The organism is Pseudomonas gingeri (assembly GCF_013385635.1).
GTDB classification, from domain to species: Bacteria; Pseudomonadota; Gammaproteobacteria; order Pseudomonadales; family Pseudomonadaceae; genus Aquipseudomonas; species Aquipseudomonas gingeri_A.
In genome coordinates this window covers 1-19,232 of record NZ_JACAPR010000050.1, presented here as the reverse complement: position 1 = coordinate 19,232, position 19,232 = coordinate 1, and the positions used below count along the sequence as shown (strand labels likewise).

Genomic DNA, 19,232 nt, shown 5'->3' with positions numbered 1-19,232 from the left:
GCAGCCTTACAGCGAGTTTCGCGGGTGCCGTCAGTCGGCTCCCGTTTGAGGAGATAGCATGATCGTTCGTCCCGTACGCAGCAGCGATTTACCCGCTCTGATCGACCTGGCCCGCAGCACCGGCACCGGCCTGACCACCTTGCCGGCCAACGAGGAGCGTCTGGCTCACCGTGTCGGCTGGGCGGAAAAAACCTTCCGGGGCGACGCCGGGCGTGCCGATGCGGATTACCTGTTCGTGCTCGAAGACGATAACGGTCGTGTGGTCGGTATTTCGGCGATTGCCGGTGCCGTGGGCCTGCGCGAGCCCTGGTACAACTTCAGGGTCGGCCTGACGGTCAGCGCCTCCCAGGAGCTGAATATCTACCGCGAGATCCCGACGCTGTTCCTGGCCAACGACCTGACCGGCAACTCCGAGCTGTGCTCGCTGTTCCTCCACGCCGACTACCGCAGCGGCCTCAACGGCCGGATGCTGGCCAAGGCGCGGATGCTGTTTATCGCCGAATTCCCACAGTTGTTCGGCAACAAGATCATCGCCGAGATGCGCGGCATGTCCGACGCCGCCGGGCGCTCGCCTTTCTGGGAAAGCCTGGGCCGGCACTTCTTCAAGATGGAGTTCAGCCAGGCCGACTACCTCACCGGCGTCGGCAACAAGGCGTTCATTGCCGAACTGATGCCGAAATTCCCGTTGTACACCTGCTTCCTCTCCGAAGATGCCAGGGCGGTGATCGGCAAGGTGCACACCGACACCGAGCCGGCACTGTCGATGCTCAAGAGCGAAGGCTTCAGCTACCAGGGCTATGTCGATATCTTCGATGCCGGCCCGGCGGTGGAATGCGAAACCGGCAAGATCCGCGCGGTACGCGACAGCCAGGCGCTGGTGCTGGCCATCGGTACGCCAGGCGATGACGCCACGCCGTTCCTGATCCACAACCGCAAGCGCGAAGACTGCCGCATCACGGCCGCTCCCGCGCGATTTGCGGCGGGCACGCTGGTGGTCGATCCGTTGACCGCCAAACGTCTTCAATTGAGTGCGGGAGACCAGGTCCGCGCGGTTCCGTTGTCTGCTTCCCGGGAGTCGAAATAATGAGCACGCTTTACATCGCAGGCCAGTGGCACGCCGGCCAGGGCGAAGCCTTCGAATCGTTGAACCCGGTGACCCAGCAGGTGCTGTGGTCCGGCAACGGCGCCAGCGCGGCACAGGTCGAACAGGCGGTACAGACGGCCCGCGAAGCATTCCCGGCCTGGGCCCGGCGTAGCCTGGATGAGCGTATCGTAGTGCTCGAAGCCTTTGCCGCCAGCCTGAAAAGTCATGCCGACGAATTGGCCCGGTGCATCGGCGAAGAAACCGGCAAGCCCCTGTGGGAATCGGCGACCGAAGTGACCAGCATGGTCAACAAGATCGCCATTTCGATCCAGAGCTACCGCGAGCGCACCGGCGAGAAGAGCGGCCCGCTGGGCGATGCCACCGCCGTCTTGCGCCACAAGCCACACGGTGTGGTGGCGGTATTCGGTCCCTACAACTTCCCGGGCCACCTGCCCAACGGTCATATCGTGCCGGCGTTGCTGGCTGGTAACAGCGTGCTGTTCAAGCCGAGCGAGCTGACCCCGAAAGTCGCCGAGCTGACGGTCAAGTGCTGGATCGAGGCCGGCTTGCCGGCTGGCGTGCTGAACCTGCTGCAAGGCGCTCGCGAAACCGGTATCGCCCTGGCGGCGAATCCGGGGATCGACGGCCTGTTCTTCACCGGCTCCAGCCGTACCGGCAATCACCTGCACCAGCAGTTCGCCGGACGCCCGGACAAGATCCTGGCTTTGGAAATGGGCGGCAACAACCCGCTGGTGGTGGATCAGGTCGAAGACCTGGATGCGGCGGTCTACACCATTATCCAGTCGGCCTTTATCTCGGCCGGCCAGCGCTGTACCTGTGCCCGGCGTCTGCTGGTACCCGAAGGGGCCTGGGGCGACCGGTTGCTGGAGCGCCTGGTCGAAGTCAGTTCGAGCATCGAGGTCGGTGCGTTCGACCGGCAGCCGGCACCGTTCATGGGGTCGGTGATTTCCCTGGGCGCGGCCCGGGCGCTGATGGATGCGCAAGCGCACTTGCTGGCCAAAGGTGCGGTAGCGTTGTTGCCGATGACTCAACCACAGGTCGGTGCGGCTTTGCTGACACCGGGGATTCTCGATGTGACGGCGGTGAGTGAGCGCGTCGACGAGGAATTCTTCGGGCCGTTGCTGCAGGTGATCCGCTACGCCGATTTCGCTGCGGCGATCGCCGAGGCCAACGATACCCAGTTCGGCCTGGCGGCCGGGCTGCTGTCGGATTCCGAAGCGCGCTACCAGCAGTTCTGGCTGGAAAGCCGTGCCGGGATCGTCAACTGGAACAAGCAACTGACCGGTGCCGCGAGCAGCGCACCGTTCGGTGGGGTGGGGGCATCGGGTAACCATCGTGCCAGCGCCTACTACGCGGCGGATTATTGCGCGTATCCGGTGGCGTCGCTGGAAACACCGAGCCTGACGGTGCCGGCCAGCCTGACGCCGGGTGTTCGGCTTTGCTGAATCGTTGGGCCTGCGGGCCCTATCGCCGGCAAGCCAGCTCCTACATTGGGCCGTGTGCAGCACCGCGAACCTTGTGGAAGCCGGCTTGCCGGCGATGACCGCGAAGCGGTCGCCATACGCAGATGATTTGATGCTTATAAAAACAGATTCGTGGAGCCTCGCCGATGAAATCCTTTGAAGTCAATTTTGACGGTCTTGTAGGCCCGACCCATAACTACGGCGGCCTGTCCTACGGCAACGTCGCGTCCCAGAGCAACAGCCAGCAGGCGTCCAATCCGAAAGAGGCCGCGCTGCAAGGTCTGGCGAAGATGAAGGCGCTGATGGAGATGGGCTTTGTCCAGGGCGTGCTCGCACCCCAGGAGCGCCCGGACGTCGCCGCCCTGCGCGCGCTAGGTTTTGCCGGCACTGACGCTCAGGTGATCGAGACGGCGGCCAAACAGGCCATGCCGTTGCTGGTTGCCAGTTGCTCGGCCTCGAGCATGTGGGTGGCCAATGCCGGCACCGTCAGCCCGAGTGCCGACACCGCCGACGGTCGCGTGCACTTCACCGCGGCCAACCTGAACTGCAAGTACCACCGCAGCATCGAACATCCGACCACCAGCCGTGTGCTCGGCGCGATGTTCGCCGACAGCAAGCACTTCGCCCACCACGCGGCCTTGCCTGCCGTTGCTCAGTTCGGTGACGAAGGCGCGGCCAACCACACGCGTTTCTGCCGTGAATACGGCGAGGCCGGTGTCGAGTTCTTCGTATTCGGTCGCAGTGCCTTCGATACCCGCTATCCGGCGCCGCAGAAATACCCGGCACGGCAGACGCTCGAAGCCTCCCAGGCAGTTGCCCGCCTGCATGGCCTGAGCGATGACGGTGTGGTCTATGCCCAGCAGAACCCGGCGGTGATCGACCAGGGCGTGTTCCATAACGATGTGATCGCGGTGGGTAATGGCGAGGTGCTGTTCTATCATGAGGACGCCTTCCTCGACACCGAGCGGGTACTCGTCGAACTGCGTGACAAACTGGCCAAGTGCGGCGGCAACTTCCAGTCGGTCTGCGTGCCGCGCGCTTTGGTGACAGTGGATGACGCTGTGCGCTCCTATCTGTTCAACAGCCAGCTGCTGACCCGCGCCGACGGCACGATGATGCTGATCGTGCCGCAAGAGTGCCACAAGAACGAGCGCGTCTGGCAGTACCTGCAGGGCCTGACCGCCGCCGCCGGGGTGATCCGCGAGGTGAAAGTCTTCGATCTCAAGCAGAGCATGCAGAACGGTGGCGGGCCGGCTTGCCTGCGCCTGCGCGTGGCGCTGAATGAAACTGAGCTGGCGGCGGTCAATCCAGGGGTTATCATGACCGCGCCGTTGTACGACACGCTGACCCGATGGGTCGAAAAGCACTACCGCGACTCCCTGCGCGAAAGCGACCTGGCAGACCCGCAGTTGCTGCTGGAGTGCCGGACGGCACTGGATGAACTGACGCAGATCCTTAAACTGGGCGCGGTTTATCCATTCCAGATCAATTGAAAGCGTGTGCCCGGCCTTCTTCGTTAGAAGGTCGGGCGCACGGCTTTTCCTCCAGATGAGAGCACGACCATGAGCGATACCCTGCAACTGATCCTTGAAGACACCGACGGCACTCAACTGGAAACCTCCTGCACGCGCGTTGCCGTGATATGGCAGGGCAAGGAGTTGTGGATCCAGCACGACGGTCGCGGCCAATTGCTGATCGGCGTCGATGTCGAAGAAGGCGATGCCGAATACGCCAACCTGCTGCTTCGCCCATTGGCGACTAATCTTGTAAGTCTGCAACTGGAAATGGAACCGGCCGACGTCGGCGACGACGATCACGTGCACGGCCCCGATTGCAACCACGATCACTGATCAAGGAACAGCGCATTATGCTCGCCCTCGGCAAACTGCTTGAATTGACCCTCGCCGGTCGCGAACCGGCAGAGAAGACTCAACTGACGGTCGAAGGCGTGCGGATGCGCTGGCTGAGCGAGGGCGCGCTGGAAGTGCGGCCTCCCGAGGCCCGGGACAACGGGCAGGATCTGTTGCTGTCCGCCGGTATCCACGGCAACGAAACAGCGCCGATCGAATTGCTCGATCGCCTGTTGCACGACATTGCCCGCGGCGACCTGAAGCCGCGGGCCCGCATTCTGTTCCTGTTCGGCAACCCCGAGGCGATGCGTCGCGGCGAGCGTTATATCGAGCAGGACGTCAATCGGCTGTTCAACGGCCGGCATGAACAAAGCAGTGGCAGCGAGGCCTTGCGCGCCTGCGAGCTGGAGCGGCTGGCGGCGAGTTTTTTCAGCCTGCCCGATCGCGGTCGTGTGCATTACGACCTGCATACGGCGATTCGCGGTTCGAAGATCGAACAGTTCGCGCTCTACCCGTACAAGGAAGGGCGTGCCCATTCGCGTCGCGAACTGGCCCGCCTGCGCGCCGCCGGCATGTCGGCGGTGCTGCTGCAGAACAAACCTTCCATCGTCTTCAGCAGCTATACCTACGACAAGCTGGGCGCCGAGTCTTTTACCCTGGAATTGGGCAAGGCGCGGCCGTTCGGCCAGAACCAGGGTGTTGATGTTTCCCGTCTCGAGCGCTGCCTCAAGCAACTGATCGAAGGCAGCGAGCCGGTTGTCGATGACCGCCTCGATGGTCTGCAGTTGTTCAGTGTGGCGCGGGAAATCATCAAGCACAGCGACTCCTTTCTGCTGCACCTGCCGGCGGATATAGAGAACTTCACCGAGTTGCCCAAGGGCTATCTGTTGGCCGAAGACCTGGCGAACAGCCGCTGGGTGGTGGAGGAGCAGGGCGCACGGATCATTTTCCCCAACCCGAAGGTGAAAAATGGCCTGCGGGCGGGGATCCTGGTGGTGCCGTCCGGAGATGAGGGCCTGGTCTAGGCTGGGTCAATCACTCCGGTACTGCTTGCGTGGCGCAATACTGAATTCCTGGCGCAGGCCGTTTTCGGTGAAAGGCGTGGGGTTGGTGATCAGCGGTGGGAGCGCCGGATCCGTGTCGAACTCGAACGGTGGGCCCTGGATGTTCAGGCCCACGGCCTGGAGTTCGGCATTGGCAACGGTGCGGTCAGCCATGCCTCCGCCGTCCGCACTGTAGCCCGGAAAGACCGTCCCGGTCATGAAGTTATAGGCATGGCACAGCTCGTGATAGAGATGCACGATGCTGGTGACTTCGCCCTTGAGGAACGACGGGTCGTAGTACACCGTGCAACCGGGCACCGGAATTCCGGCGTGGCCCTCGGTGACAAACGGGTTGTCGTGCTCCGAGCGTGCTGGAAAGCACATGCCGTTTTCCTCCTCGCTCAATTCCTTGATCACTACCGGGGCGCCGGCGATCTCCCTGGCCCTGCCGAGGGCATCGAGCAGTTGTCGACCGTTGCCTGAGCCCAGCAGCAGCCTGAGGTCGTCATTGACCCTTTCCTGGAAGCGTGGCGTGCCCTCGACGATCACGCCGCAACTGTCCAGGCCCTTGGCTGCGATGATCACGCCGGGATCATCGGCGAGGGTGGAGGGCGCGGGTTCGGAGGCGGAGTAGGCGTTGAACAAGTGCACGTCGGGTCGCAGGTGGGTGATGAAGTCCGTGCCTGTCCCGGTGTAGAGGGTGGTGTGACCTGTGCCTGGAGTGATCTGGTCGTCACCTTCGGCACCGCTGAGCACGTTGCTATGGCCCGTGCCGCCGATCAGCACATCGTCACCCTGTCCGCCGTCCATGAAGCAGACACCTTCGCCCCCGCTCAATGTGTCGTGGCCCTTGCCACCATAGACGGTCATGGGCCCAGGGCCCTGGGCCGTAACGATATCGTCGCCTTCCCCTGCCTCGATATAGCTTGGGCCCGAGCGTGTGAAGATGCGGTCGTTGCCGGGGCCGGCATTGACCTTGGTGAAGCCGCCTCCGCTCAGCAACCGGTCGTCTCCCGGACCCGAGTCGATGAAGACCGTGGTCTGCACGTCGTCATCGATCCTGATGTCGTCATCGCCTTCCTGTGTACGCAGGACCAGGACCTGTGCGGGGGATGAGGTTGTCAGATGATAGCGCCAGTCATTGATGTCCAGGACCAGGTGGTCGGTCATATACAGGTGTATGCGGTCGGAGCGCTCGTCGGTGGTGAAGACCAGATGGTCTTTCGGTCCACGATAGTCAGGCGTTGCCTCGAGTTTCTTGCGCTCCACCACGGCATTTTCGTTCTGCTGGAGCTGGTGGATGTGCATGACTCGCTGGTCCCCCGGGTACTCGTTCAGGGGTATGACTCGGGGTTGGCTGGTCTCGGCATTGCCGTCGATCCAGTGTTCCTGGTGAGGCATGACGGGTCGACTCTTGCCGAGTCTGGAGAAGTCGTTCATGTAGCGGTGTCTCCGCAGGCGGTGGGTTCGAGAGCCCTGAGGGGCCAAACGTCGAGTCCACTTAAGCGCATTGGCGCCGTCGGGAGGGGATAGATAGTTATGACCTGCCGGCCGGGGCCGGCAGGTGCGGGGATGGATCAGACCGCCAGTTTCTGTGCCACAGGACGTGGCAGTGCACGCAGTTTGCTCAGGGTATCGGCGCAGGTTTTCGCTGCTTCCTGGCCCTTGTGCACGAAGTGATCGAAGAAGAATTTCTGGTGTTCTTCACCCGCGTGGAAGTGGTGCGGGGTCAACACTACCGAAAACACCGGGACTTCGGTGTCCAACTGGACCTGCATCAGGCCGTCGATCACCGCCGTGGCGACGAAGTCGTGGCGGTAGATCCCGCCGTCGACCACCAGGCCGGCGGCGACCACGCCGGCATAACGGCCGGACTTGGCCAGCAGCTTGGCGTGCAGTGGGATTTCAAAGGCGCCGCCGACTTCGAAGAAGTCGATATCGCTTTCCTGATAACCCAGCTTGGTGATTTCCGAGACGAAGCCGTGGCGCGCCTGATCAACGATATCCTTGTGCCAGCAAGCCTGGATGAACGCAATACGCTGAGTGTGGTGAAGGGTGGTGGGTTGCATCTGTTCTGACTCCTGTTTGTGTGAAAAACAGGGCGTTATGAATCGAATGGGATTCAAGGGTACGTTCAGCTCGGCTGTGCGATGCTGACAGGCAAACGCACGGGGATCCTGTGGACGGCCCTTGGGTGTCAATCCCGTTCTCTCTTCATCCGGACTATGACCGTCGGCCCCGGGATCACACCGGGTCTGCTGACCTTGTCGAGGGACCAATGAGACCGTCCACCTCGTCAAGCGCTCGCGGGCTATGCGCATTGCGCGCAATTACCGCCGGTGGGGAATTACACCCCGCCCTGAGAACGTTGCCACCAGCTTTTCTGGCGGCGCTCGATTTTTACCATATATTTCACGGGTGTGCATGCCGCCTTTACGATAATAACCATCGAATTTTCCTGGCGGATCACCGACATTTCCCGCGGCAGAGCTTGATTATCCCTCGCCATGACCGCAGTAAATGCTTTCGAAAGGGATTTTCCCGACATCAGCGCTCCATTGCCGAGGCCTGTTTCATGACTGTTATCGATCTTCGTAGTGACACCGTAACCCAACCCAGCGCCGGTATGCGTGAGGCCATGGCGAAGGCACCTCTGGGGGATGACGTGTATGGCGAAGATCCGTCGGTCAATCGGCTTGAAAGCGAGTTGGCCGACCGGCTGGGCTTTGCCCGGGCGCTCTTCGTGCCCACCGGGACCATGAGCAACCTGCTGGGATTGATGGCCCATTGCGCGCGCGGCGACGAGTACATCGTCGGCCAGCAGTGCCATACCTATAAATATGAAGGCGGCGGCGCGGCGGTGCTCGGCTCGATCCAGCCGCAGCCGCTGGAGGTCCAGGCCGACGGTTCGCTGGATCTGGCGCAGGTCCGGGCGGCGATCAAGCCCGATGACTTCCATTTTGCCCGCACCCGCCTGCTGGCCCTGGAAAACACCATGCAGGGCAAGGTCCTGCCGCTGGAGTACCTGGCGGCGGCGCGGCGCCTGACGTTGGAAACGGGACTGGCGCTGCACCTGGATGGCGCGCGGCTGTATAACGCGGCGGTCAAGCTGGGGATCGATGCGCGGGAAATTACCCGGCATTTCGACTCGGTCTCGGTCTGCCTGTCCAAGGGCCTGGGCGCACCGGTCGGTTCGGTGCTGTGCGGCAGCGAGGAACTGATCGGCAAGGCGCGGCGCCTGCGCAAGATGGTCGGTGGCGGCATGCGCCAGGCCGGCCTGCTGGCGGCTGCGGGGCTGTATGCCCTGGATCACCAGGTCGCGCGCCTGGCCGACGATCATGCCAATGCCCTGCATCTGGCCGATGGTTTGCGTGAGGCGGGTTACCGGATCGAGCCGGTACAGACCAACATGGTCTACGCCGACCTCGGCGAGCGGGCGAATGCGCTCAAGGCGTTTGCCGCCGAACGCGGGATCCGCTTGAGTGCCGCCCCGCGCCTGCGGATGGTCACCCACATGGACGTCGACCGTGCACAAATCGAGCAGGTGGTCGCGGTATTTGCCGAATTTAACCGCCAATGAGCCTGCAGGCCGTCCAATTGACGGTTTCTATCGTATAAACACACTGTACCCAAGGCTCAGGGCCGATATAATGCGGCCCTTTGCAAGTCGCAAATCCATTCAGACGTGATGCACTTGCCTCCGGCCGCAGACTCCGTGGAAGAACCTATGAAAAGCGCAGAAATCCGTGAAGCCTTCCTTCGCTTCTTCGAACAGCAAGGCCACACCCGTGTCGCCTCCAGCTCTTTGATTCCGGGCAATGACCCAACCCTGCTGTTCACCAACGCGGGGATGAACCAGTTCAAGGATTGTTTCCTGGGTCAGGAAAAGCGCGCCTACACCCGCGCTGTCAGCAGCCAGAAGTGCGTACGCGCCGGCGGCAAGCACAACGACCTGGAAAACGTCGGTTATACCGCTCGTCACCACACGTTCTTCGAAATGCTGGGCAATTTCAGCTTCGGCGACTATTTCAAGCGTGATGCCATCACCTTCGCCTGGACCTTCCTGACGTCGGACCAATGGCTGAACCTGCCTAAGGAAAAGCTCTGGGTCACGGTCTACGCCAGCGATGACGAAGCCTACGATATCTGGACCAAGGAAGTCGGCGTACCGGCCGAGCGCATGGTCCGCATCGGCGACAACAAGGGGGCGCCTTACGCGTCCGACAACTTCTGGACCATGGGCGATACCGGCCCGTGCGGTCCTTGCACCGAGATCTTCTACGATCACGGCGCTGACATCTGGGGCGGTCCACCCGGCTCGCCGGAAGAAGACGGCGACCGTTACATCGAGATCTGGAACAACGTGTTCATGCAGTTCAACCGCACCGCCGATGGTGTGTTGCATCCGCTGCCGGCACCGTCGGTGGACACCGGGATGGGCCTGGAGCGAATCAGTGCGGTGCTGCAGCACGTTCACTCCAACTATGAAATCGACCTGTTCCAGAGCCTGCTGAGCGCTTCGGCCCAGGCCATCGGTTGCACCAACGACAACCAGGCTTCGCTGAAAGTGGTCGCCGACCACATTCGCTCCTGCGGTTTCCTGATTGCCGACGGCGTGCTGCCGTCCAACGAAGGTCGCGGCTATGTGCTGCGTCGGATCATTCGTCGCGCCTGCCGTCATGGCAACAAGCTGGGGGCCAAGGGCAGCTTCTTCTACCAGATCGTTGCCGCGCTGGTGACCGAAATGGGCGAAGCCTTCCCTGAGCTGAAATCCCAGCAGGCGCATATCGAGCGTGTACTCAAGGCCGAGGAAGAGCAGTTCGCCAAGACCCTGGAGCAGGGCCTGAAGATCCTCGAGCAGGACCTGGCCGAACTCAAGGGCAACGTGGTTCCGGGTGACGTGGTGTTCAAACTCTACGATACCTACGGTTTCCCGATGGACCTGACCGGCGACATCGCCCGCGAACGCAACCTGACCCTCGACGAGGCCGGTTTCGAGCGCGAGATGGAAGCCCAGCGGGTGCGTGCGCGCTCCGCCAGTTCCTTCGGCATGGACTACAACAGCCTGGTCAAGGTCGATGTCGCCACCGAGTTCACCGGCTACAGCGCCACCAGCGGTTCGGCGAAAGTGATCGCGCTCTATAAAGAAGGGCAGTCGGTCGACGTCTTGAATGAAGGTGAGGAAGGTGTCGTGGTGCTGGACCAGACGCCTTTTTACGCCGAGTCGGGCGGTCAGATCGGTGATTGCGGTTATCTGCAGGCAGCTGCCGGTCGCTTCGATGTCCGCGATACCACCAAGACCGGCGGGGCGTTCCTGCACCATGGCGTGCTGGCCCAGGGCAGCCTGCTGGTCGGTGCCCAGGTGGAAACCCAGGTTGCCGCCGAGGTGCGTCATGCCACCTCGCTGAACCACTCGGCCACTCACCTGTTGCACGCTGCACTGCGCCAGGTACTGGGCGAACACGTCCAGCAGAAGGGGTCGTTGGTCGACAGCCAGCGCCTGCGCTTCGACTTCAGTCACTTCGAAGCGATCAAGCCTGAGCAGATCAAGGCCCTGGAAGATATCGTCAACGCCGAGATCCGCAAGAACTCGGCGGTGGAAACCGAAGAAACCGATATCGACACCGCCAAGAAGAAGGGCGCGATGGCGCTGTTCGGCGAGAAGTACGGTGACAATGTTCGGGTACTGAGCATGGGCGGGGATTTCTCCGTCGAATTGTGTGGCGGTATCCACGCCAACCGCACCGGTGACATCGGCCTGCTGAAAATCATCAGCGAAGGCGGCGTGGCATCGGGTGTACGGCGCATCGAGGCGGTGACCGGCGCTGCGGCGCTGGCCTACCTGAATGCCGCCGAAGAGCAACTCAAGGAAGCCGCGAACCTGATCAAGGGCAGTCGCGACAACCTGATCGACAAGCTGTCGGCTGTGCTGGAGCGCAACCGCCTGCTGGAAAAACAGCTCGAGCAATTGCAGGCCAAGGCCGCAAGCGCGGCGGGTGACGACCTGTCGGCGCAGGCCCAGGACGTCAAGGGCGTGAAAGTCCTGGCCGTGCGTCTGGATGGCCAGGATGGCAAGGCTCTGCTGGCACTGGTTGATCAATTGAAAAACAAACTCGGTCGCGCAGTGATCCTGCTCGGCAGTGTCCATGAGGAAAAGGTCGTTCTGGTCGCAGGCGTGACCAAGGACCTGACCGGCCAACTCAAAGCCGGTGATCTGATGAAGCAGGCCGCTGCGGCAGTGGGCGGGAAGGGTGGTGGTCGTCCGGACATGGCGCAAGGCGGTGGTACCGACGCCGCGGCACTGGATGCAGCACTGGCCCTGACCGTGCCATTTGTCGAGCAGGGCGTTTAAGGCCTCGCCAATGCCCGTCGTCTAGTGGCGGGCAACGGGGCTGTGGTTTGAATGATTAATGGGCGCCCCTTTACGGGCTGAGGCGGCTTAGAAATGGCTTTGATCGTACAGAAATTTGGAGGCACCTCGGTCGGCACTGTCGAGAGAATCGAGCAGGTCGCCGACAAGGTTAAGAAATTCCGCGAAGCCGGCGATGACCTGGTGGTTGTGCTGTCTGCGATGAGCGGCGAGACCAACCGCCTGATCGATCTGGCCAAACAAATCAGTGGCGAAAACCAGCCGGTTCCCCGTGAGCTGGATGTGATCGTTTCCACCGGTGAGCAGGTGACCATTGCCTTGTTGGCCATGGCACTGATCAAGCGTGGTGTACCGGCGGTGTCCTACACCGGTAACCAGGTGCGGATCCTGACAGATAGCGCGCACAATAAAGCACGTATCCTGCAGATCGACGATCAGAAGATTCGCGCCGATCTGAAGGAAGGGCGTGTGGTTGTTGTCGCCGGTTTCCAGGGTGTCGACGAGAACGGCAATATCACCACCCTCGGTCGTGGCGGTTCCGACACCACCGGCGTAGCGCTGGCGGCAGCCCTTAAGGCTGACGAGTGCCAGATTTATACCGACGTCGATGGCGTCTACACCACCGACCCGCGTGTCGTGTCCTCGGCCCAGCGCCTGGACAAGATCACCTTCGAAGAGATGCTGGAAATGGCCAGTCTCGGTTCCAAGGTGCTGCAGATCCGCGCGGTCGAGTTCGCCGGCAAGTACAACGTTCCGCTGCGCGTCCTGCACAGCTTTAAGGAGGGTCCGGGTACCCTCATTACTATTGATGAAGAGGAATCCATGGAACAGCCGATCATTTCCGGCATCGCCTTCAATCGCGATGAAGCCAAGCTGACCATCCGTGGCGTGCCTGATACCCCGGGCGTGGCCTTCAAGATTCTCGGCCCGATCAGCGCCGCCAACATCGAAGTCGACATGATCGTGCAGAATGTCGCGCACGATAACACCACCGACTTCACCTTCACCGTTCACCGCAACGACTACCAGGCGGCGCAAGCCGTTCTGGAGAACACTGCGCGTGAAATCGGCGCGCGGGAAGTGGTCGGCGATACCAAGATCGCCAAGGTCTCGATCGTCGGTGTCGGCATGCGCTCCCACGCGGGCGTGGCCAGCCGCATGTTCGAGGCGCTGGCAAAGGAAAGCATCAATATCCAGATGATCTCGACCTCCGAAATCAAGGTGTCGGTCGTTATCGAAGAGAAGTACCTGGAGTTGGCCGTACGTGCTTTGCACACGGCGTTTGAACTGGACGCACCGGCCCGCCAAGGCGAGTGATGCGTTATCCCGAAGGGCGCGGTTGAACCGCGCCCTTCGTGTTTTTTGATAAGCGCGGGCAGGCGCTGTTCTTTTGCCCGGGCTCGTCAATACTTAGGTGCGTAGGGCTATGGCTATCTAGCATGTAGGCCGAAGCCCTTTTTTTTGCAGACTGTGTTGTCCCTGAACTGAAATGCGTGAGGAGATAGGTATGCTGATTCTGACTCGTCGGTGCGCAGAAAGCCTGATCATTGGTGATGGTGAAATCACTGTGACCGTGCTCGGCGTCAAAGGAAATCAAGTGCGTATTGGTGTCAACGCCCCCAAGGAGGTGGCCGTGCACCGTGAGGAAATCTACCTGCGGATCAAGAAAGAGAAGGACGAAGAACCAAGCCATTAATTTTTCTCGTTTTTTTTGTTTGCAAACGGGGAGAAAGCTGGTTAATATACGCCCCGTGTTGCGGAGAGCTGGCCGAGTGGCCGAAGGCGCTCCCCTGCTAAGGGAGTACACCTCAAAAGGGTGTCGGGGGTTCGAATCCCCCGTTCTCCGCCATTATTCGTTTAGTACGTTACAATCTGGCTTCTTCTGTAAGTTGTTGAAATTACTAGAAAAAGTGCTTTACAAAGAGATTTGACGGCCTATAATGCGCGGCAACAAATGCACTCGTAGCTCAGCTGGATAGAGTACTCGGCTACGAACCGAGCGGTCACAGGTTCGAATCCTGTCGAGTGCACCATTTAAGCGTTGTTGGTAGTGATACAAACAACGTTGCTTCAACCAGTTGTGATCTGGTCTAAAAACACAAATTGCACTCGTAGCTCAGCTGGATAGAGTACTCGGCTACGAACCGAGCGGTCACAGGTTCGAATCCTGTCGAGTGCACCATACACCAAGAAGCCCGCACTGGTTGCGGGCTTTTTGCTATCTAGCGTTTGACGCAGCCCTTCTCATCGAACAGCACCAGGCTGCTGCGACCTTTCTTCAGGTTGTAGTGATAACGCGTGGCGCTGTTGCTCGTAATGATCCTGTCCGGCCTGCCCAGGGCGCTTTCCACTTCCTGGCGACTCATGCCGGGGCGCACCTGTTGCCGGATGATGGCCTGGCGTCTTGCCTTGGCGTCGAGCTGATTGCCGCATCCATCGTCATGTTCGCCGACTACGATCAGTTCCCGAGGGGCATTGCTTTTGGCTTGTGGTGCCGGTTTCTGGGTGGCGGTGCGGGTCTTGCCGCCAGGTGCCGGGTTGTCGGCGCGCTGGATCCGCAGGCTCTGCTGCTGTGTGCAGCCCAGCGTGGTGAAGGTGATATGGCCGCTGGTGTCTTCGCAGCGGTGCACGATGGCTGCGCTTGCGCAGGAGGGCAGGTGCAGCGCGAGAGGGATCAGCAGGCAGCAGGCTCTGGTGGGCATCGGAAGTCCTCCATGACAATGGTCCCTCAAGCCTAGTCGCTGACTTTTTCATCGGTCGTGTGTTTTCTTTTCGGGATGAGTCGTCGCAGTAGAAAGCAATCGAAAAATGCCCGGCGTTGTCTCGCAAGCGCTTGTTCTTGCCAAGATTTTTGCCGTTAAACGACCTGAGGCGGTGTATGATTGCGCCCGTCAGCCCCGCCGGGGCTTGTGGAATACCTCCATGGACTTACCCAGTAGTTACTCAGTACCCCGCTTTACCAATCATGAATTGACTGATTGATCCTTCCGGCGTGCCCCGCTGCTGGGAGTGGAGTTCGCCTATGACCGAAGTTGAAGTAAAGAAATCACAAGACAGTTTGCAGGACCGCCTCGCGCAAGTCGTTGAGCTGCTGCAGCGCCAGCGCGTGGTCGAGGACCTGACTCATCGTCAGGAAGGCCCTCATCAGGACCGGGTGGAAAACCTGGTTCACCGGCAGAACCTCGTCGAGTTGCAGCGCAAGCTCGATGATCTGCACTCCGCCGACGTCGCCTATATTCTTGAAGCCTTGCCCCTGGATGAGCGCCTGACCGTCTGGCAACTGGTCAAGGCCGAGCGTGACGGCGATATTCTCCTCGAGGTTTCCGACTCCGTACGGGAAACGCTGATCGCCGACATGGACGATCACGAACTCCTGGCCGCGGCCAAGGAGATGGATGCCGACGAACTCGCTGACCTGGCCCCCGAGCTGCCGCGAGACGTCGTCCATGAGCTGATGGAAACCCTCGATGGTCAGCAGCGTGAGCGCGTTCGCTCCGCGTTGTCCTATGACGAGGAGCAGGTCGGCGCGCTGATGGACTTCGAGATGGTCACCATCCGCGAAGACGTCAGCCTGGAAGTGGTATTGCGTTATCTGCGTCGGCTCAAGGAGCTGCCAGGTCATACCGACAAGCTTTTTGTGGTGGACTACGATGGCGTGCTCAAGGGCGTGCTGCCGATCAAGCGATTGCTGGTCAATGATCCCGACAAGCAGGTGGCCGAAGTCATGGCCAGCGATCCGGTGAGTTTTCATCCTGACGAAGATGCTTATGACGCGGCCCAGGCCTTCGAACGTTATGACCTGATTTCCGCGCCGGTCGTCGACAAGAACGGCAAGCTGATCGGCCGTCTGACCATTGACGAGATGGTCGACCTGATTCGTGAGGAAAGCGAAAGCGAAGTCCTCAATATGGCGGGTCTGCGTGAAGAGGAGGATATCTTTGCGTCGGTCTGGAAATCCCTGCGCAACCGCTGGGCATGGCTGGCGATCAACCTGATCACGGCCTTTCTCGCCTCGCGGGTGATCGGTCTGTTCGAGGGCTCCATCGAGAAGCTGGTCGCCCTGGCTGCGTTGATGCCCATCGTCGCGGGTATTGGCGGCAACTCCGGCAACCAGACGATCACCATGATCGTGCGGGCCATGGCGCTGGACCAGGTCAGCACCGGTAATACCTCGAGGTTGATGCGCAAGGAGCTGGCTGTCGCGCTGATCAATGGCGTGGCGTGGGGTGGTGTGATTGGTGTCGTGGCGTATCTGCTGTATGGCAGTTGGTCGCTGGGTGTGGTCATGACGGCTGCGATGACCTTGAACCTCCTGTTGGCGGCGTTGATGGGGGTGCTGATCCCGATGACGCTGGCGCGGCTGGGGCGTGACCCGGCGATGGGGGCGAGTGTGATGATCACCGCCATGACCGACAGCGGCGGCTTTTTCATCTTCCTCGGGCTAGCGACGATTTTCCTGCTCTGAGTCTTCTGGCGCGGCCTTCACCTGCAGGTCGGCTGCGCCACCTTTCTGTTGTCTCCGGGCTTGCCCCGTCCTTACACACTCTTTTTCCTGAATGGCGTGCAAAAAAAAGCCAGCGCGAGGCTGGCTTGAGCTTTCAGGGATGAATCAGTTGGCGTCTGCGGCCATTTCGGCGTCGTGTGCAATCAACGACACCAGGGCGTTCTGCTGGCGGTGGGAAAGTTGACGAAAGCGCTGCAGCAACTCGCGTTCATGCAGGGATAGCTCGGGGCTGTCCAGGCGCATGCTCAGCTCGTCACCCAGTGCACCTTCCTGAATAAGACTCTGCTCCAGGCGTGCAATGATTTCGGAATTCATGCTTCGGTGATGGTTACGAGACACCTCGGCGATGCGTTCACGCATTCCATCGGGCAGACGCACGACGAATTTGTCAGCGGTACGGCTGGAATAAATTGCCTGTTTCAATGGGCGCATAGTTTTAAACCGGTTAGTTCAGGGGAGCGGTTCTCGGAATTGGCCGCAGGATGTCAGTAGGACAGCATGCTTTGCCAAATGTTCAACCTGAATTGATAAGAGGCCCGCATCATGCCTCAAATTTGCCAGATCATTGGCGTCAATTCTGTGACAAATATTGAACTGGACACAGGCAATATGCCAGCACCAATTATCAGAAATGCGCACTGGTTTGAAAGTTTTTACCGGTGCAGCGCTCTGATCAGCCATCCCAAGCCCGTCTGGAAGCATCAAACCTTCCTGCCGCATATGCTACGCGGTGATCTGGCCTTTTGCCTCTACTGTTAGAGAATAGTGGCAAGTGGCCGATTATCTAGTGGACGAACGGCGCAATATGGGGTTGAGGCGAGTTTTCCGACCGACGACAAGGACCGGGATGACTGGGTTGGCGAGCGAGCCCATGACGATAATTAGCGTATGGCCGATGGTTTTGTACGCGATCACTCGCGGGAAATGGCTTTGTCGCGACCTACGAGCCAAAAAGCCCATGGACGACATGACAAACGGTGGCGTGGCCGTTAACATGCACGCCGTCCTTTGCGCCGCCTGTCCTGGCGGTCGCCGTTGTCTCAGTAGCTCAATTGGATAGAGCATCCCCCTCCTAAGGGGAAGGTTGGCAGTTCGAACCTGCCCTGGGACACCATATTTACTCAAAGCATCCAGCCATCAATGCGAAGTGAGCGTAAAGCTCGCGAGCGCAGGCGCGTGTGCGATTTTCCGCTTGTGGTGTGCAATCGCCACCCTTTATAAGAAAGGCCTTGCTGCTTTCGATAATAGATAGAGGGACGTAGGCTATGGGCGAAGCTTGGAATGAAGGCTATTTCACGGACGAAGGTTACACCTACGGATATAGCCGGGAAATCAATCCGGTGTTCCAGCGCTACTGCTTGTTGTTGCGTGGTTTTGCGAGCGTGGAGAGTGCGCAGGCCTATCACTGCGAGCTGGGTTTCGGCCAGGGCGTCTCGATCAATATCCATGCCGCGGCGAATCCGGGAAACTATGTGGGTACGGACTTCCACCCGACCCAGGCGGCCAATGCCAATGCCCTGGCGGCCAGCTACGGTGGTAATGCCCAGCTTTATGACGACAGCTTCGAGCAATTGTTGGCCCGTGATGATTTGCCGCAATTCGACAGTATCAGCCTGCATGGCATCTGGACCTGGGTCAGTCGCGATAACCAGAAACTGATCGTCGAATTCGCCCGTCGGCATCTCAAGCCTGGTGGGCTGCTCTACATCAGCTACAACTGTTTTCCGGGTTGGTCGCCGTCGGCGCCGCTGCGTCAGTTGTTCAGTCTGCATGACCGCTTTGCCTCCAGTGCCTCCATACGCCCGGCCGAACGTATAGATGCCGCGCTGCAGTTCTCCGAGGCACTGCTGGCGGCAAATCCCCTGTACGCCAATGCGGCGCCGAACCTGGGGGCGAAGTTGCAGAGCGTCAAGGGGCAGAATCGCCAGTATGTTGCCCATGAGTATTTCAATCGCGACTGGAACTGCATGTACTTCACCGATGTGGTGGATGCCCTGTCTCCTGCCAAGCTCGACTATGCCGCGACGGCCGCGCCGCTTGATTCGGTGGACCCGCTCAACCTGAGCGCCGAAGGCATGGATTTCCTGGAGGGTATCGATCATCCGATCATGCGCGAACAGGCGCGCGACTACTTCGTCAATCAGCATTTTCGGCGAGATCTGTACCTGCGCGGCGCCGGCCGATTGCCCGCAGCGGAACAGCGCGAGAGGATGCTCAATACGCGCTTTGTCATGTTGCAGGCAGTAGACAGCGTGCCGGGTGTCGTCAGTGGTCCGGCAGGCGAAGCTTCACTGCAGGCAGAAGTGTATGGCCCTGTACTCGAGGCTCTGGCAGCCAGTGCCTATGCGCCGAAAACCTTGCGTCAGTTATCGGTGGCTGTGCCCTCGATGGCTTATGGCGACCTGGAGCAGGCGGTCAATGTCCTGGTCGGTATGGGTGTTGCGGCACCTTGCCAGAGCGACGCGGCGGAGAAGTTGGTGCAAGTGCGTTGCAGCGCTCTCAACCTGCATCTGTGCAAGCGCTCGTTGTTCAGTAATCAGATCCAGACCCTGGCCAGTCCCGTGACCGGCGGCGGCGTGCCGGTCAGTCGCTTCGGGCAATTGTTCCTGATATCGATCAAGCAGGGCAAAAAGCTTCCGGCTGAATGGGCGCAACTGGCATGGGGTATCATCAGTGATCAGGGTGAAGGTATCGTCAAGGATGGCCGCCCCCTGACGACGGCCGAAGAGAACATGGCTGAACTGCTGGAGCAGGCCGAAGCCTTTGGAGAGAAATCGCTGGTTGTCCTCAAGGCGTTGAAAATCGTTTGATCGTAGCTGCTATATAGAAGAAGGCCGGCCCCCTGGGGCCGGCCTTCTGCTTTTTCGGGCTTTTCCGACCCTTGTGACAGAAAGATG

General features: G+C 60.4%; 16 protein-coding genes, 4 tRNA genes and 1 riboswitch. Of the genes, 15 read left to right on the top strand and 5 right to left on the bottom strand.

Annotated elements, in window-relative coordinates; translation table 11 throughout:
• Positions 1-58: 58 nt before the first annotated feature.
• From astA to astE, 5 genes are all read left to right on the top strand, one after another.
• Positions 59-1,084 (top strand): arginine N-succinyltransferase, encoded by a 1,026-nt coding sequence (gene astA, locus HX851_RS33070; protein WP_177066516.1) that lies wholly within the window; start codon positions 59-61, stop codon positions 1,082-1,084.
• Positions 1,081-2,550, top strand: coding sequence for a succinylglutamate-semialdehyde dehydrogenase (gene astD / locus HX851_RS33065; protein ID WP_177066519.1), 1,470 nt, complete (start codon positions 1,081-1,083; stop codon positions 2,548-2,550). The genes astA and astD overlap by 4 nt, the downstream gene beginning before the upstream one ends.
• A gap of 164 nt (positions 2,551-2,714) precedes the next feature.
• A complete protein-coding gene (gene astB, locus HX851_RS33060) occupies positions 2,715-4,061 on the top strand; it encodes an N-succinylarginine dihydrolase (RefSeq protein WP_177066515.1) in 1,347 nt (448 codons plus the stop codon).
• Between the two features lie 69 nt (positions 4,062-4,130).
• A complete protein-coding gene (locus tag HX851_RS33055; protein ID WP_103032975.1) occupies positions 4,131-4,418 on the top strand; it encodes a topoisomerase II in 288 nt (95 codons plus the stop codon).
• Positions 4,419-4,435: 17 nt separating this feature from the next.
• Positions 4,436-5,443, top strand: a complete 1,008-nt coding sequence (gene astE / locus HX851_RS33050; protein ID WP_177066514.1) for a succinylglutamate desuccinylase — start codon at positions 4,436-4,438, stop codon at positions 5,441-5,443.
• Positions 5,444-5,449: 6 nt separating this feature from the next.
• Here astE and HX851_RS33045 read toward each other — a convergent pair whose 3' ends face one another.
• The 3 genes from HX851_RS33045 to HX851_RS33035 all read right to left on the bottom strand — a co-directional run bounded on the left by HX851_RS33045 (position 5,450) and on the right by HX851_RS33035 (position 8,009).
• Positions 5,450-6,901 (bottom strand): M91 family zinc metallopeptidase, encoded by a 1,452-nt coding sequence (locus tag HX851_RS33045; protein WP_177055324.1) that lies wholly within the window; start codon positions 6,899-6,901, stop codon positions 5,450-5,452.
• Positions 6,902-7,038: 137 nt separating this feature from the next.
• Positions 7,039-7,530 (bottom strand): 6,7-dimethyl-8-ribityllumazine synthase, encoded by a 492-nt coding sequence (locus tag HX851_RS33040; RefSeq protein ID WP_177055326.1) that lies wholly within the window; start codon positions 7,528-7,530, stop codon positions 7,039-7,041.
• A 132-nt stretch (positions 7,531-7,662) separates the two neighbouring features.
• A riboswitch (FMN riboswitch) is annotated at positions 7,663-7,832 on the bottom strand.
• Positions 7,809-8,009 carry a hypothetical protein gene (locus HX851_RS33035; RefSeq protein WP_177055328.1) on the bottom strand — a complete coding sequence of 67 codons (201 nt, stop codon included), beginning with the start codon at positions 8,007-8,009 and terminating at the stop codon, positions 7,809-7,811. It overlaps the preceding riboswitch by 24 nt.
• Positions 8,010-8,036: 27 nt before the next feature.
• Here HX851_RS33035 and ltaE point away from each other — a divergent pair, with 27 nt between their 5' ends.
• The 7 genes from ltaE (at position 8,037) to HX851_RS33000 (ending at position 14,013) form a co-directional block, all read left to right on the top strand.
• Positions 8,037-9,041: a low-specificity L-threonine aldolase gene (ltaE, locus tag HX851_RS33030; protein ID WP_177066513.1), complete on the top strand. Its 1,005-nt coding sequence runs from the start codon at positions 8,037-8,039 to the stop codon at positions 9,039-9,041.
• A gap of 147 nt (positions 9,042-9,188) precedes the next feature.
• The gene (gene alaS, locus HX851_RS33025; protein WP_177055332.1) at positions 9,189-11,813 is read left to right on the top strand and encodes an alanine--tRNA ligase; all 2,625 of its coding nucleotides are present in this window, start codon (positions 9,189-9,191) and stop codon (positions 11,811-11,813) included.
• A 93-nt stretch (positions 11,814-11,906) separates the two neighbouring features.
• Entirely contained in the window at positions 11,907-13,148 is a 1,242-nt protein-coding gene (locus HX851_RS33020; protein WP_177055334.1) for an aspartate kinase, read from the top strand.
• 190 nt (positions 13,149-13,338) lie between these two features.
• Positions 13,339-13,527 (top strand): carbon storage regulator CsrA, encoded by a 189-nt coding sequence (gene csrA / locus HX851_RS33015; protein WP_002554426.1) that lies wholly within the window; start codon positions 13,339-13,341, stop codon positions 13,525-13,527.
• A gap of 62 nt (positions 13,528-13,589) precedes the next feature.
• Positions 13,590-13,680, top strand: a tRNA-Ser gene (locus HX851_RS33010).
• A gap of 107 nt (positions 13,681-13,787) precedes the next feature.
• Positions 13,788-13,864: transfer RNA gene (locus HX851_RS33005), tRNA-Arg, on the top strand.
• 72 nt (positions 13,865-13,936) lie between these two features.
• Positions 13,937-14,013 (top strand) — tRNA-Arg (locus HX851_RS33000).
• A 40-nt stretch (positions 14,014-14,053) separates the two neighbouring features.
• Here the strand turns inward: HX851_RS33000 and bamE are convergent.
• Complete coding sequence (bamE, locus tag HX851_RS32995) at positions 14,054-14,533, bottom strand: outer membrane protein assembly factor BamE domain-containing protein (protein WP_177055336.1); 480 nt, start codon at positions 14,531-14,533, stop codon at positions 14,054-14,056.
• Positions 14,534-14,853: 320 nt separating this feature from the next.
• On the opposite strand from bamE, the gene mgtE reads away from it, so the two are divergent.
• Positions 14,854-16,296, top strand: a complete 1,443-nt coding sequence (gene mgtE / locus HX851_RS32990; protein WP_177055338.1) for a magnesium transporter — start codon at positions 14,854-14,856, stop codon at positions 16,294-16,296.
• A gap of 144 nt (positions 16,297-16,440) precedes the next feature.
• On the opposite strand, the gene HX851_RS32985 is transcribed toward mgtE, so the two are convergent.
• Positions 16,441-16,767, bottom strand: a complete 327-nt coding sequence (locus HX851_RS32985; protein ID WP_042935290.1) for an Arc family DNA-binding protein — start codon at positions 16,765-16,767, stop codon at positions 16,441-16,443.
• 605 nt (positions 16,768-17,372) lie between these two features.
• Between HX851_RS32985 and HX851_RS32980 the strand changes: the two genes are divergently transcribed.
• Both HX851_RS32980 and HX851_RS32975 read left to right on the top strand, forming a co-directional pair.
• A tRNA-Arg gene (locus HX851_RS32980) sits at positions 17,373-17,449 on the top strand.
• 151 nt (positions 17,450-17,600) lie between these two features.
• The gene (locus HX851_RS32975; protein WP_177055340.1) at positions 17,601-19,145 is read left to right on the top strand and encodes a class I SAM-dependent methyltransferase; all 1,545 of its coding nucleotides are present in this window, start codon (positions 17,601-17,603) and stop codon (positions 19,143-19,145) included.
• The last annotated feature ends 87 nt before the right edge of the window (positions 19,146-19,232 follow it).